Source organism: Ulvibacter sp. 2305UL32-6 (assembly GCF_058148545.1).
Window position 1 is genome coordinate 348,727 of the sequence record NZ_JBYVKA010000004.1, and the last position, 14,810, is coordinate 363,536.

Genomic DNA, 14,810 nt, shown 5'->3' on the forward strand with positions numbered 1-14,810 from the left:
TATTCTGCGTAAAAGATTAAAATAATATTGTGATTTACATTGTTTGCGATAGTTTCTGAAAGTCTCCATTAATTAAAGCTTCCTTTTTTGCTTCAGACCATCGATTGATCTTTCTCTTTGCGGCAATAGCAAAAGCTGGCAGATTGAACTCTTTTGAAAAAGACAGTTGAACAGGTATTCTATTGGCGGTTTGCGCTCTTTTTCCTGCTTGATGCCCTTGCATTTGTGCTTCTAGGTTTGACGTAAAGTCGGTGTAGTAGGTTCCGTCGGCGCATTTTAGTATGTATACATAGTATGTTTTCATCATGGCTACTTTTTAGTTAATCTTTATGTGTTTGAAACAATAGCTTCATTTTTCTTAAAATCATTTCGGGTCTTACGATTAAAATTTTTGACCGAGTTTACGCTCAATAAAGCATCACTATATCTTGGATCTTCAATAATGGGAAGTCTTTCCATTTTGAGTACTTCTATATTAATACAATCAAATTCTTCGATGATCTTTCCAGTAATTCGGTAAATGCCTTTTCCTTGGAAACGATATTTTGTTGCTATGGGAGGAAAGTGTACAGTATCAATAAAATCACCGTCTTTATCTAAAAAGGTTCCGAAGTACATCGTTTTTTTATTTGAAGTTGACGTACGTTTAATAGTCACCAAATAACCATCTATACGAATGACCTTTCCTTTAAATTGCGATAGATCTTTTGCCCTCATAGAAAGCATTTGAGAAGATGCGAGCAAGTGAAACGGACTGCAAAGTGGGTATCCTAACAATTCAATTTCGTCAAAAGCATCTTCTAGTTTTGTATTGGGAAGGTCAGGTGTTTTATAAGCGATCTTTTCTGCCTTAAATAGCGTTTGAACGTCTATTTCAAAGCTCATTTTGTTGATTTTCATATGTGCTTCCCACAATAATTCTCGCTTGTTTCTTTTTGTAAACTGAAAAGCATTGATCTTGATCAGAATGGCGAGTTGTTCTACAGAAATAGGCACCCTGTCTATAAAGTCGTCTAGACTTGTAAAAGGACCTTGCTTGCTGCGATTTGCAAGAAAAATAGTAATAGTTTTTGCTTCAAGTTGGTGTAAAAAGGCAAAACCTAAATAGATCTGTTTTCCAATAATGGTGGTTTCTTCCATACTTGTGTTGACGCAGGGCGGAAAGATAGCGCCATCATGCATGCGCGCTTCATGAATATATAATTCAGAGCTGTAAAAACCACCGCCATTGTTAATAGTAGCGACCATATATTCTAACGGAAAATATGCTTTTAAAAAAAGACTCTGATAACTTTCTACTGCATAAGAAGCCGAGTGCCCTTTTGCAAAAGCATAGCCTGCAAAACTTTCTATTTGACGCCATATTTCCTGAACGAGTTCAAATGGTTTTCCGCTCTTCTTACAATTTTCGAAAAAGCGTTCTTTTACTTTTTGAAATTCTTCACGCGATCTAAATTTTCCAGACATTCCTCTTCGTAACATATCAGCTTCCTCAAGCGTTAATTCAGCAAAATAATGAGCTACCTTGATCACATCTTCTTGGTAGACCATGACTCCGTAGGTTTCGGGCATAATGTCTAAGAGCACAGGGTGTGCGTCATTACGGCGCTCTGGAAAACGATAGCGCAAAATATATTCGCGCATCATCCCAGATTGTGCAACTCCAGGACGAATTACCGAACTCGCTGCAACCAGTCCTAAGTAGTTGTCAACTTGTAATTTTCTAAGCAGCATACGCATCGCAGGGGATTCAACATAAAAACAGCCAATTGCTTTTGCATTACGCAACAGGTCTTTAATACGCTCATCTGTTTTAAAACGTTTGATATCGTGAATATCAATAGGAGGAAGCTCTGGTCGATTGTATTGTATAATGCTAACAGCGTCTTTAATTTTTCCTAGGCCACGCTGACTTAAAATATCAAATTTATAAAGTCCGATGTCTTCGGCAACTACCATATCAAACTGAGTTGTTGCAAAGCCTTTAGGGGGCATAAAGGTCGCCGTATAATAATGTATGGGTTTTTCAGAAATAATAATACCGCTAGCATGAATTCCTAAATAGTTAGGAAACCCTTGAATATACTGGCTATATACAATAACAAGTTGTGATAGCTTGTCTAGCGATTCGTAATTAAAATCACCTTTTGAAAGTACATCAATCTCTGCTTTTGGGAGTCCGAAGACTTTTCCTAATTCACGTATTGCTGCCTTATATTTAAACGTATTATACACGGCTAGCAAAGCGGTATTTTTAAATGTTTTAAAAATAAATTGTGTAACATCATCCCGATCTCTCCATGAAAAATCTATATCAAAATCGGGTGCATTTTTTCTGTAAAGATTGATAAAACGTTCAAAATAGAGATCGAGCTCAATAGGGTCGACATCGGTGATTCGCAGGAGGTAAGCCACAATACTATTGGCGCCACTACCTCGTCCTACATAGAAATATCCCTTACTACGCGCATATTTTAATATTTTCCAGTTGATAAGAAAGTAAGACACAAAACCTTTTAATTTGATGATGTCTAACTCCTTTTCAATTCTAGTTAGTACAGGCTCATTAGGTGTTTGGTAACGATAGGGGAGACCGTCATAGGCGAGTTTTTTCAGCAACCGATAATCTAAGGATTCATTTTCTGTATACGCATGTTGATTATTGGGAGTTTCTTTTGAAAAATCGAATGTGATATTACAGTTATTTAAAAGGTTTTCGGTTGTTGTAAAAAGCTCAGGGAATTCAACAAAAGCGTCTTTTAATTTTTCTTCGGAAATAATACGGTCTTGCTCGCTGGCTTGTTCCGAAGCAGGCAATTTGCTCAGCAACGTATTATTGTCAATGGCGCGTAATAATCGATGGGTATTAAAGCCTTTTTTACTTCGGAAGGTAAACGTATGTAATATGACCAGCTTGTCTAATTGATGCCTCCAAGGCGAATATTTGAGGCGGTTAAGATCTGTGATACGCACACCTAAAAATTCATGTTCTAAAAGTTCTGTTCCGTCGAAACTTCCGAAGGGATAAACAACGAACGTATACGGCATTGTTTTAGCTTGCTTCGGAAAAGAGCATTTTTCGTGTAAAAATCGAGAGAGATACGCATTGATATACTGAAACCCAATATTGTTTTGAGCGAGTATGATGTATTGTTGTTGAATTCCATTTCTAAAATCAACACCAATAACGGGCTTGATATTATAGTTGAGAGCCAATCGCAAAAAGTCTAAACAAGCAGAAGTTGTATTGATATCTGTCAATGCTATGGTACGAAAGCCAGAATTATGGCTAAGCTCCATAAGGCTCTTTAGCGATAAGGTTCCGTAGCGGAGACTATAATATGTATGACAGTTTAACAAAGATATTGGATTTATTCCAAATTTATGGAAATATTCCAATTCAGCAAAATATTGTTGATAAGTTAGTAGGTGATGGAAAATGGAATATGGATGATGGAGTATGGATGATAGGGACGAAATTCGTCTACGGCAGTGTCTTCTGTTCGCCGAAGTAGCGACAGGAATAAAGTGAAATGCCTAAAAAATATTTAAGAGAGTTTTTTGAGTACTTCGGAAGCTTTACTGTGATTGTAGTAATTATTATCTACGATTTCCTGAAGCACTTTCTTTGCGGCTTCTGTATCATTCATTTTAAGAAAGAGCAGCGCTTTAAACCAAAGGCCTTTTTCGGCGTCCATAAGGTTGCTGTCAATAAGAGTATTAAAAGTGTCTTCTGCGGCATTAAACTCGTTTAGTTCCATATGCGAAATACCTTTGTAGAGATAGACTGCAGATTTGCTATTTTGGAGATCTTTCAGTTGCTCATCAATGATAGAAAGTGTTTTTTTATAGTCTTTGTCTTCAAAGGCTATTTCAGCTTGAATAAGTAAATCTTCCGTGCTGTCTCCACGAACCGCAACGCTTGTAAGGTCTGTGGGGTCAAAATACGAAGCATACAGATCTTGTGGACTTTCATTTGTATTGAACCAAGCGAATAGCCCAACAATCACTGCGATCATCGCAGCACTCGAATAGAGAATCCATCGTGTTGATCGCTTTGAAGTACTTTGATTTGAATAATTATACGAAACCTCTTCGAGGGTGCGTTTTAAATCCTGTGTTTTTTCACTTTTAAATGCTTCCTCAAACGATGTTATAGTTGGATCTTCATTTGGATCTAAAAAATTCCAACTCCTAGGGTCTAAACTGTCCATTAATTCTTGTTCAAATCGGACTTGTGCCCTAAAAGAGGGATCTTGTTCTATACGTTTCAATACATTCTCTTTTTCAAGAGGAAGAAGTTGATCGTTTAAGAACTTTTCGATAAGAAGGCTGTCTTCCATTTTCATATTTGCTGCAATACGTAATAACGTTTATCTTTTTTTATCATGTCTGTTAGCTTTGCTTTGCATTTAAAAACGCGCTGTCTTGCTACTGTTTCTGAACTATAGCCAAGTTTTTTCACGATCTCTGCATACGAGATCTTTGCAAAGAAAAGCTCTAATACTTTTTTACAGTTTTCTGAGATAACAGACAAATTATCTGTGAACAGTTCCCAACGTTTTTGCTCTAAGAGCGCAAGCGCTTGATCCTGCTCTTCATCATTACGTTCCAATTGTTGTTCATATGTTACCCTCTTTTTTAATTTATTTAATTCACGTCGCCATAAATTTTTACAAGCGGTAAATAAATAGCCTTCAAAAGTAGATTTTATTTCAAAGGGTTCTTTGCGGTAGCGCACCGCTATCTGTAGTAATGCTTTCTGAAAAATATCTTCAGCATCTACGTCTTGTCCTTTATTTTGGATAATAAATTTACGTACCGCGGGGAAACATGTTTTGTAGATATTCATGATTTCAACAGAATCATCCACTAGTAATGCATTTAGAAATCGTAAGTTGTTTTTCATTAATTTGATATCTTCACTAACAAATTTAAACTTTCTAAAATTGTTTGGGTAACAAATTTTCATTTGATGTAACAGAGGGGTAAACAAATAACATTCTAAACTTTAAAACTATGAAACATTTAAACCTTATCCGAAACATCCTAATCGTTCTAATTAGTGTAAGTTTTTTTAGCTGTGATCACGAAGAATTGACAGACCTCCAAGATAATTCAATGGATTTTCAAAGTGAAATAGTAAATGTAAGAGGCCATGAATATGAAGAGATCTTTGTATTGATCGAATGGTATGAACATGTTGATGCCGCTAGAAAACAAGCCGTTCGTGATCGTTATAAAGCTGAAGATGTTCTTTTATATTACTATGTTTGTGAAGATGAAATTTTTGAAACATGGACTGTTGCAAAAAAAGAAAGCGATATACCAGTTGATACAGACGATGAAGTTAAGCGCGTTAAAGAGGACGAAACATGCGAGACGAAAAAATAAAAACAAATATATATCTAACTAGCTTTTGGCTGTGCATTATTCTCACTTCGGGGATAATGCATGGCCAAAGTTTGTTTGCAAAACACACAAAAAATATAGATCCAGAGATAGCAAAAGAAATTACCCTCGCACATGAAAAGGGAGCTTATGAAAAAGCGGTTGAAATGGCTCATACAAACGCTATCGCCAAGTATAAGAAGAAGGATTATGAAAATGCAATTACGTATGGGCTTATTGAAATATTAGTACTTGAAGAACAAGGTGCCGTCTCTGAAGACTATCTCCAAGCTCTTTATAATTTGGGTAGATTCTATTATTTAAACAATAATTATGAAGCCGCTATTGATAGCCACGAAAAGGTTGTACGGATTAATTTTAGCGAAGAAACCGTTGGCCGATCCTACTTTGATATAGGAAATTGCTATTTTGCTTTAGGTGATTACTTTAACGCAGTAGATCATTATAAGATCGCGATCTCGCATATAGAATCTTCCGGTAATAAACGCTTGTTGATTCGCCGTTCATTAGATCTCTCCAATCGCTATGAACAAATAAATACACCAGAAAGCTTACGGGATAAATTGGCCATCTTACAAAAAGTTCAAACTTTAAGTAAGACCGAAAAGTTATCCGATAACGATTATTATGCGCTGTTTAACAGCCTTGCTTCGTATTATCACAATGACGAGACCTTCGATTTTGAACGCTCCAAATATTATCAATTACAATTTCTTCGGAAGGCCACTGAAAAAAATGATGCCTTAAATATCGCGAGATCTTATTCTAATCTCGGAAATCTCTATTCCGAAGTAAAAAACGATAGCGCTATCTTCTTTTTTGAAAAAGCACTTACGTTTTATGGAGAAGGAGAAGATGCCGTTCGAACCTACAATAATTTAGGATACCATTATTTAAAGAAAAGTCAGTGGCAAGACGCTTTAAAGATCACCAGGGAAACACTCGGCGATAATATTGGGTTGAATGATTCAGAATTTATGCTTCCTGCTATTAACGATATAATGAAGCGAACCGATAAGTACTCGGTGTTGCGATCACTTAATATTAAAGCGACTGCCTATATAAAGCTCTATCAAGACAATAAGGAGCAGGGCAATTTAAACAAGGCCATGATTTATTTGAAGTACGCCGATAAGGTGATCGATCTGCTACAAATAGAAAGTGCCGCACAACAGTCTAAATTATTTTGGCGAGAACAAGCATCCAACCTGTATGCAAAAGCAATTCTAACTTCTTATTATTTAGATAATAACGAATTAGCATTTTATTTTAATGAAAAGAATAAGGCCTTACTTCTTACGGAAAGCATTCTAAAAAACAAGGTTATAGAGCATATTCCCGAAGTCTTAAGCGAGCGCGACCTGAGCTTTAGAAAGAAAATTCTATTGTTAGAAGAACAACAAGAAAATGCATCGTTAGAATCAAAGACAGAAACGCTAATAGAAGTAGTACAACTTAAAAAAGATTATCAGCGTTTTATAGATTCCCTACAAACACATTTCCCCCAATATGACACCAATCTTGAAAAAAAGACAATTGTTAGCCTTCAAGAAGTTCAAAAGACCTTAGAGCCAGATATGGTTGTTGTCTCTTATGTTTGGGATGCAAATGATCCATTCCTTGACATATCTTTTGCTATAAGTATTACCAAAACAGAAATGACCATCTCTCCAATTATCGTAAATACAGAGGTAAATGATATGCTCGATTCTTTTGTTTTAGCTATTTCCCGACCATTGGAGACTAAAACAGAGTTTAGCTCTTTTATAAACTTATCACATACATTATACCTTAGATTGTTTCCTTCGGAAGTACGCCGAAATAATTTTAAGAATAAGCGTTTAGTGATCATCCCAGACGGGTATCTTCATATGATTCCTTTTGAAGCGCTAATTACGAAAGAAAACGAAGCGCATTACCTGATTCAGGATAGTGAAATAAGCTATACCTATTCCATGTCGTTTTTGATGCATAATCAAGAAAATAAACGAAATGCGACTTCAAAATTTATTGGTTATTCTCCAAATACATTTCCGTATACAGAGTTAACACCACTGTCTAAAACAGCTTCGGAAATTTCATCGATTAAAGATATTATTGATGGAGAACTTCGTTTGGGGGAAAAAGCAACTAAAGACGCGTTTCTAACTGAAAGCGGAAATTATGAGATCGTTCATTTGGCTACACACGCCAACTCCGGTAGTGAACCATGGGTGGCCTTCAGTGATGCAAAGCTAGATGCAAAAGAACTGTATACTTTTAAAACACAGTCAGATTTAATTGTGCTGAGTGCCTGTAATACCAGTACTGGCGTCGTAGCACGTGGCGAAGGTGTTATGAGTTTAGCCCGAGGGTTTTTCTATGCTGGCGCAAATTCGGTAGTATCTACACTATGGAATGTTAGTGATCAGGCTGCATCTTTTATCATGAAAGATTTTTATAAGGAGTTGGCAGCCGGAAATTCGAAATCTGAATCGCTACAGGCCGCCAAATTAAATTATTTGAATACGCATAGTTTATCTGACGCTTCACCGTATTATTGGGCGTCATTCGTGCTTATTGGAGAAACAGCAGCCACTCCTGTCAAGCCTAATTTCACACTTGGGGTTATTTTATTGGGCGTCTTCGGAAGTATGCTTTTTTTCTTCTTATTACGTCGGAAACGCAACCAAAATTAGCGCATTCCCACATTCTTCCATTCCCTCATTCCCTCATTCCTTCATTCCCTCATCAAACCATTCCTATTGTTCAAGTATTTTTCTCTTCCGAAGAAAAAAGTAAAAATAGTTGGGTAACAAATAAAAGTCTTTGGTAACAGTAAGGTGTAAAGGAAGTATAACAAACAATTATAACCTATGCAGAATAGATGACCTTATAAAAAACGGAAAGCCTCTACGAGGTAGAAGCTTCCACAGTGTGTGTGTTGAAATAAACTTTCGTTTAAATCTTTTGCAAGATACTAAATTTTTTAAATAAGATTTTTCCGACCGTTTATTTTGAAAGTGTGGTGCTAAGCACTTTAAAAAAGCCGCGGGAACCGAAAAGCGAATGAGTAGGTAACTTATTTAAAATTAATTTTATGAAAATTTTTTATACCATGTTTAGCATGCTAATGCTAGCAACCGTATTTGTGTCGTGTACAAAAGATACTGATACTATAAATAACAATGATGAACAAGCGTCTAGCGTCTACAATAATGTAGAAAGAGCGCAGGGGTTTGATTATGCAACAGCCAATCAGCGAATTCAGGATGATATTGCGCAAAATGGCCTACCTAGTCTACCGCTAAGTCAAGCGGCAATTGATCACTATTTGGATATTGCCGAATATGATGGTTCAATTGATGCCAGCTCGGTGTCACATCTTAATGATGAGGTACTGATTGCTCAAGACCTAGGATTGGAAAAATATCTTGATCAACACCTGAAGGTTAGAGAGTTTACTACAGAAACAATTCTAACCATTGCAGATAAAGGTCCGAACCCAGACGTAGTAAACGATCCGCAATTTAGAGAATTGCCAAAAAACGAACGTCAAATGATTCTTGGCGCAAATGATATTGCCGATAGTTTCTATAAGAGCGGTCGAATGAACAGAACCAATGGTCCTGGAGACAGCCTTCTAGGTGCTGTATCATTTGGTATAGCTGGTTTTGCTGGTGGATTTGGACTATGCGGACCTCCGTGCGGAATTGTAGGAGGTGTAATTGGTGCTGTATTTGGCTGGTTCACAGGAGTCGATGGTCAGAAATAAGCTTTTCTAGTTCCATTTTCAATTTTATTTATTCATTGCGGAAGCCAGGTTATTTATCTATTGGCTAAGGAATGTTATGTGTAAGCTTTAAGCACAAAAAATAAAGCCGCCGATGCCGAAAAGCGTACGAGTAGGCACCTAAAATTTAAATCAAAACATCATGAAAATATTTTATAGAGGAATTTTCGCATTATTAGTGTCTATTGTAATGGTAGCATGCTCAAAAGATAATGCAGCAAACGAAATTCAAGAAAATTCGGGAGCGAACATAAATATGCCAACAAGTAATAAAGCGCAAAGCATTAATTACTACGAGGCAACCAAAATCTTGACTGAAGAATTCGGACAAAATGTTCCGAAGTTACCATTGACCCAAGCAGATGTAGACTATTATGCTGGTTTAGTACACTACGAAGGTCAGTTACAAGCAGCACAAGCCAATGAGGTTGCAGATCACGTAGCCTACGCACAAGAAGTAGGGGTTCGTAAGTATATGGATGAGCGAATGGACTACGAAGAATTCACTAAAGAAACGGTGCTTCGTATTATGGGGAATAACGGACCTATTGAAAATGTTGAAGAAAGTAGTGAGTTTAAGAACCTTCCGAAGAACGAACAGAAGGTAATTCTTGAAGTAAACCAAATAGCGCGTGATTATTCTGAAGCAATGAGATCTTCAAATAGCCGAACTGTTAGCTGTACTGTTGACGGGCAGCCAGCACCCTGTTCTTTTGTAGGAGCTGCCATTGGTTTTATGGCTGGAAATGGTCTTTGTGGTATTCCATGTGGAGTAGGTGGAGCTATTCTTGGCGGAATCATTGGATGGGCTATTGGTGGTGGTGGAAAATAATCACCTTAATAAATAATTAGTTAGTAAGGATCATAAGGCGCTCTTTACAAGAATTGGAAAGAGCGCTCTATGTTCCAAAGATCTCCAAATGTTATGTATTCATGCGGAAGCCGAAAAGCAAATGAGTAGGCACTATATTAAAACAAACTATTATGAAAATATTTTATACCATGTTGTGCATGCTAATAGCATCCACAGTATTTGTATCATGTTCAAAAGAAAATGGTACGTCAGAACAAGAAAATAATGTTTTAGAAAATCTGAATGTAGTAAACTCAACAAAAGCGAAAGGATTCGACTATTACGAAGCCAATCAGCTTATTATAAGGGACATTCAAGAGAATAAAACAACATTACCATTAAATCAGGGAACAGTTGATTATTACGGAGATCTCATAGGTTTTGAGGGATCTATAAGTGCTGCAGATGCCAATAAAATTGCAGATGAGGTGATAGCTGCCCAAGATATGGGTATGGTAAGATGGTTGGATTCAAGTACTTCATTTAGTGCATTGACCAAAAATACCTTGATAAAGTTTAGCGAAGAAGGGACAGTACCCGATCTTGAGAACGTAGAAGGCTTTGATAATCTTCCTGCAAATGAACAAGAAATGTTACTTATCATAAATGATATGGTGGCTAGTTATTCGCAAGGCATGCGAGGAATGAATGCAACTTCAAACGGACTAAATAGAACGGTAGACCCAAATTGGTGGGGTATTCAAGGTCTTATTTATGGAGGTGCAGCGGGTTACGGACTTTGTGGCCCTCCTTGCGGTATCGTTGGAGGAATCATTGGAGGCGCGATCGGCTACGTAGCTGGTTGGGTAGCTAATGGTTTTCGAAAGTAATGCTGAAATTATATTCAATCAAACCAAGTCTGTAGAGCCCAAGCACAGCAGACTTGGTTTATTTTAAAATATTCAAGGTATGTCAACAATCATAAAAACAGGTTTTATTCTTTTGCTTCTTTTAGGGGCTTCGATTCACTTCGGAATTTTTACTTCAGCAAATAAAGACAACCTTAAAGCATTTGCCAATGCATCTCAATTTGAAGAGAACTCCATGTATTTTATTTTGCGCGGATCTGATACCAAATTAGGCGGTTTTGCCAGACAATACAACAAAACAAATGAATTCGCTACACATGTTGCATTGGGTATTTACCGTGATTCCCTTCAAATATTTCATGCAAATACTGAAGCTCAAAACCAACAACATATTCTTTCTGAAAATTTAAATGATTTTATAACTCGCGAAAAAGATCAATATACTTACTTGGCGTATTGGAAGATTGATACTATTTCTTCCGAAGAAATCGACGCTGTACTTGCCGAGATCGCAAAGCTGCAAACCGAAGAAATCAAATTCGATTATAAATTTAATTTTGAATCTGATAACAAACTCTATTGCTCTGAGTTTATCTACAAGGTCATTAACAAAGCTACACAGCAAAAATTTGAAATTCCTATGACCACCATGGCTGTACCAGAAGAACATCAGTTTTATTTAAAAAAGGATTCGTTGGTGTTTTATCCATCAGACTTTTTTTTAGATTACGATGGAATTTCCTTTATATCTGAATGGAAATTAGAAGCTGTACAATAAACAAGACCGATCACGTGAATGAATGCCACAGTCGTGTGATTTAAGTACTTAGCTTTTGTATATTTGGGCGTAAGAGTACGAATCTAACCAAGTATTCAACTGTGCTATTTTGTAAAAGAAATTCATTTTCTTATTTACTATTGCTCCTTATTATAGGGAGCATTTCCCTTTCTGCTCAAAATCCATCCCAGATTGATGTTTTGACTACAGAGCAGGGGCTTATGTTTAGGGAAGTGATCGCGATTGAGCAGGATACCGACGGTTTTATGTGGTTTGCCACACCACAAGGGATCAATAGGTACGATGGCTATAGTTTTAAGATTTATGATAGCAATACGTTCAATCCTTATTTTATTGAAGAAGATAAATTAACTGGAAATACCCTTTTTGATAAGGAAGCTAATTTATTTTGGTATCTCGCCAATGATAAGTTGTTTTCGTTAGATATGGATACCGACAGAGTGACGTCCTATAATGAAAACCATAATATAAACGGAAAAGTCTTGTCAATTCATCAAAATCATGACGGAACTATATGGATTGTGACCGATGATTACTGGAAGACACAAATGAGCAACTCCAAACAGTCTTTATTGAAATATACGGAGGGTCGTTTCGAAGAGGTTGCCAATATCCCAAGAAATAACCGTGGTTTTGTTCGTTTGGTTTCAGATGCCAGAGGAAACCTCTTGTGGAGTACCACGAACGGAACAAGAAAATATACTGAAAAAGGTATTTTTATACGTGAGTATGATCTAGACTGTTATGACTTTTTTGGTGCAACGATGCACTTTGTACGCTCCTATGTAGACAGTAAGAATACGCACTACTTTTTCCCTGCTACCCAAGGTGGTATCCATACGCTTGATGAGGTAACTCAAGAAACAAGACGAATTTTCGATGTAACTGAAACGTTTAATTTGGGTATTGAAGATTATCAAAACCACATTTGGTTTGCTGGTTCAGAATCACTGTATCGCATGGATGAACAAGGCAAGTTTACTAATTATACAGATCTACTTAAAAGCCGTTTCGATTATTCTATAATAAATGATCTATTTATTGATGCAAACAACCTTCTTTGGGTAGCAACCGATAACGGGTTGTTTAAAATAAGGATTGGAGAACAATTTTTCGACACTTTATTTACATCTAAGAAACAAGGTTGGGGAAATACCATGCGCGGGATGTTTGAGGACAATAACGGCACAATATACGGTCTTTGCGAGAGTGCTGGTCAGATTATATTTAAGACTCCAAAAGGCCGTATAGACACACTGCAGTTGAGAAATGATTTTGGAGAACAACCTAACATTCATCACGCCCCAACCTTTTTTGTATTAAATAATGATAAAACATTTGCTTATACCGCATCGCAAGAATTACTTAAAATTAATTTGAAGACCGGCTATGTAAAACAGTATAAAGAATTCACTCCTAATTTAAGTGTTTATGGATCTAATCCGCTCTTAAAACTAGCAGATGGCAGGTTGTTATTTGGATATACGCTTTCACGCTTAACACTTTTCAATCCTATAACTGAAGAGAGTGAACCCGTATTTAAAGATGCCAATAGCTATACAGAAATTGAACCACTCACTTTTTTAAAACAAAGCAAACAGGAAAATATTGTTTGGGTAGGAACTCAGGATAACGGGCTACTAAAACTAAATTTAAAAGGTAGTATCGAAAAGGTGTTTACAATAAATTCAACACCAAGTATTAGAAAAAATCATGTGCTAGTTGTAGAAGAAGACCTCGATGGTAGTGTTTGGGTGGGAACTTATGGAGGAGGTCTTAATCATATTTCAGCAGACGGAAATAGGGTGAAAAACTTCTCCAGATCTGACGGACTGCCAGACAACAATATCGTTGGGATCTTAACTGATACCCCAGATAATTTATGGATTAGTACGTATAACGGACTTTCTTATTTTAATAAAAAGATTGAGACTTTTCAAAATTACTATACCGAAGATGGTTTATCGCATAACGAATTTAATTATAGTTCCTTTTTTAAGGATAGTAAGGGAACTTATTATTTTGGCGGAATGAATGGTGTTTCTAGTTTCACCTCGAAACAAGTAGTTCGAAATGAAACACTGCCGTGTCTAAAGTTTACAGGGTATTCAGGGTACAACAGTAGGTTTAAAAATAGCTACGAGATAGACAGCGCAACGCAAGAAAATAGTGCCATAGAAATTTCTCCCTATGATCAATATTTTCAAATAAACTGGACCATGCCCAGTTATTTTCACAATGATAGTAATACATATAGTACAATTTTAGAAGGATATGAAGATAGATGGTTCTTTCAAGGAAATAATCCTTCTGTTCGATATAATAAGTTGCCAGCGGGCAACTATGTATTAAAAATTAAGGGATCAGATGCAAGGGGAAACGAGACAGGTTCTATTTTGTCTATTCCAATACATGTTCGTCAAATTTATTATAAGCAATGGTGGTTTATTTCATTGGCAAGCATCTTCTTTTTAAGCTTGGTATATATGCTGTTTAGATATAGATTGAACCAATTAGTAGCCATGGAGCGCTTGCGCACCAAAATATCCAGTGATCTCCACGATGATGTTGGCTCCTTGCTTTCTGGGCTGGCAATGCAGACAGAATTAATGGAGATGAACGCTAGTCAAGAAGACAAATCACAATTGCAGAAAATTGCAAGCATAAGCCGAAATGCTATCTCTCAAATGCGTGATCTTGTATGGAGTATAGACAATCGGCGATCTACAAGTAACGATCTAATAGAACGAATGCACGAGCTGGCAGAAGAGTTATTATTAGCTCGCGATATTTCTTTTAGTATTAACAGTGAGGGTCTTGATCAAAGAAATAGAAAGTTAGCGCCTCAAATAAAGCAAAATCTCTTTTTAATTTATAAGGAAGCCCTTACCAATCTGCTAAAACATAGTGACGCAACAAACTTAGAGGTAACCATTGCAAACCAAAACAAAGGGTGCCGATTTGTGATCAAAGACAACGGAAGCCTACAAGAAAATTACATCTCCACAGGTTTTGGGTTAGAAAATATTCAGCTGCGCGCCAAAGCGATAGGAGGGACTGTAGTTTTTGAAACAAAAGATGGTTTTGCTATTATATTAAAATTGCCATTCAACCTGTAATATCACACGAATATGTGATTGAAATAGACTATTTTAAAGATTAATT

The 14,810-nt window shown here is 36.6% G+C and carries 12 protein-coding genes; 8 read left to right on the forward strand and 4 right to left on the reverse strand.

Annotation, left to right across the window (positions count from 1 at the left end):
* Positions 1-34: 34 nt before the first annotated feature.
* Together ACY2RU_RS14305 and ACY2RU_RS14310 are read right to left on the reverse strand one after the other, a co-directional pair.
* On the reverse strand, positions 35-307 hold the full coding sequence (locus tag ACY2RU_RS14305; RefSeq protein ID WP_490139158.1) for a GIY-YIG nuclease family protein: 273 nt from the start codon (positions 305-307) through the stop codon (positions 35-37).
* A gap of 20 nt (positions 308-327) precedes the next feature.
* The gene (locus ACY2RU_RS14310) at positions 328-3,360 is read right to left on the reverse strand and encodes a DNA polymerase III subunit alpha (protein WP_490139159.1); all 3,033 of its coding nucleotides are present in this window, start codon (positions 3,358-3,360) and stop codon (positions 328-330) included.
* Between the two features lie 5 nt (positions 3,361-3,365).
* Between ACY2RU_RS14310 and ACY2RU_RS14315 the strand changes: the two genes are divergently transcribed.
* Positions 3,366-3,515 (forward strand): hypothetical protein, encoded by a 150-nt coding sequence (locus ACY2RU_RS14315; protein WP_490139160.1) that lies wholly within the window; start codon positions 3,366-3,368, stop codon positions 3,513-3,515.
* A 33-nt stretch (positions 3,516-3,548) separates the two neighbouring features.
* Here the strand turns inward: ACY2RU_RS14315 and ACY2RU_RS14320 are convergent, their stop codons facing one another.
* Together ACY2RU_RS14320 and ACY2RU_RS14325 are read right to left on the reverse strand one after the other, a co-directional pair.
* The gene (locus ACY2RU_RS14320; RefSeq protein WP_490139161.1) at positions 3,549-4,343 is read right to left on the reverse strand and encodes a tetratricopeptide repeat protein; all 795 of its coding nucleotides are present in this window, start codon (positions 4,341-4,343) and stop codon (positions 3,549-3,551) included.
* A gap of 2 nt (positions 4,344-4,345) precedes the next feature.
* Positions 4,346-4,909 (reverse strand): RNA polymerase sigma factor, encoded by a 564-nt coding sequence (locus tag ACY2RU_RS14325; RefSeq protein ID WP_490139162.1) that lies wholly within the window; start codon positions 4,907-4,909, stop codon positions 4,346-4,348.
* 110 nt (positions 4,910-5,019) lie between these two features.
* Here ACY2RU_RS14325 and ACY2RU_RS14330 point away from each other — a divergent pair, with 110 nt between their 5' ends.
* The 7 genes from ACY2RU_RS14330 (at position 5,020) to ACY2RU_RS14360 (ending at position 14,764) form a co-directional block, all read left to right on the forward strand.
* Positions 5,020-5,394, forward strand: a complete 375-nt coding sequence (locus ACY2RU_RS14330) for a hypothetical protein (RefSeq protein WP_490139163.1) — start codon at positions 5,020-5,022, stop codon at positions 5,392-5,394.
* Positions 5,376-8,090: a CHAT domain-containing protein gene (locus ACY2RU_RS14335; protein WP_490139164.1), complete on the forward strand. Its 2,715-nt coding sequence runs from the start codon at positions 5,376-5,378 to the stop codon at positions 8,088-8,090. The genes ACY2RU_RS14330 and ACY2RU_RS14335 overlap by 19 nt, the downstream gene beginning before the upstream one ends.
* A 401-nt stretch (positions 8,091-8,491) precedes the next feature.
* Positions 8,492-9,166: a hypothetical protein gene (locus tag ACY2RU_RS14340; protein ID WP_490139165.1), complete on the forward strand. Its 675-nt coding sequence runs from the start codon at positions 8,492-8,494 to the stop codon at positions 9,164-9,166.
* A 160-nt stretch (positions 9,167-9,326) separates the two neighbouring features.
* Positions 9,327-10,016, forward strand: a complete 690-nt coding sequence (locus ACY2RU_RS14345) for a hypothetical protein (protein ID WP_490139166.1) — start codon at positions 9,327-9,329, stop codon at positions 10,014-10,016.
* A gap of 152 nt (positions 10,017-10,168) precedes the next feature.
* Positions 10,169-10,867, forward strand: coding sequence for a hypothetical protein (locus ACY2RU_RS14350; protein WP_490139167.1), 699 nt, complete (start codon positions 10,169-10,171; stop codon positions 10,865-10,867).
* A 79-nt stretch (positions 10,868-10,946) separates the two neighbouring features.
* Complete coding sequence (locus tag ACY2RU_RS14355; RefSeq protein WP_490139168.1) at positions 10,947-11,624, forward strand: YiiX/YebB-like N1pC/P60 family cysteine hydrolase; 678 nt, start codon at positions 10,947-10,949, stop codon at positions 11,622-11,624.
* A 200-nt stretch (positions 11,625-11,824) separates the two neighbouring features.
* On the forward strand, positions 11,825-14,764 hold the full coding sequence (locus ACY2RU_RS14360; RefSeq protein WP_490139169.1) for a ligand-binding sensor domain-containing protein: 2,940 nt from the start codon (positions 11,825-11,827) through the stop codon (positions 14,762-14,764).
* The last annotated feature ends 46 nt before the right edge of the window (positions 14,765-14,810 follow it).

What these genes read in the sequence shown, in the direction of transcription:
- ACY2RU_RS14355 (WP_490139168.1), top strand. Translation starts at nt 10,947, where the DNA reads ATGTCAACAATCATAAAAACAGGTTTTATTCTTTTGCTTCTTTTAGGG.
- ACY2RU_RS14330 (WP_490139163.1), top strand. Translation starts at nt 5,020, where the DNA reads ATGAAACATTTAAACCTTATCCGAAACATCCTAATCGTTCTAATTAGT.
- ACY2RU_RS14350 (WP_490139167.1), top strand. Translation starts at nt 10,169, where the DNA reads ATGAAAATATTTTATACCATGTTGTGCATGCTAATAGCATCCACAGTA.
- ACY2RU_RS14320 (WP_490139161.1), bottom strand. Translation starts at nt 4,343, where the DNA reads ATGGAAGACAGCCTTCTTATCGAAAAGTTCTTAAACGATCAACTTCTT.
- ACY2RU_RS14325 (WP_490139162.1), bottom strand. Translation starts at nt 4,909, where the DNA reads ATGAAAAACAACTTACGATTTCTAAATGCATTACTAGTGGATGATTCT.
- ACY2RU_RS14335 (WP_490139164.1), top strand. Translation starts at nt 5,376, where the DNA reads ATGCGAGACGAAAAAATAAAAACAAATATATATCTAACTAGCTTTTGG.
- ACY2RU_RS14340 (WP_490139165.1), top strand. Translation starts at nt 8,492, where the DNA reads ATGAAAATTTTTTATACCATGTTTAGCATGCTAATGCTAGCAACCGTA.
- ACY2RU_RS14305 (WP_490139158.1), bottom strand. Translation starts at nt 307, where the DNA reads ATGATGAAAACATACTATGTATACATACTAAAATGCGCCGACGGAACC.
- ACY2RU_RS14345 (WP_490139166.1), top strand. Translation starts at nt 9,327, where the DNA reads ATGAAAATATTTTATAGAGGAATTTTCGCATTATTAGTGTCTATTGTA.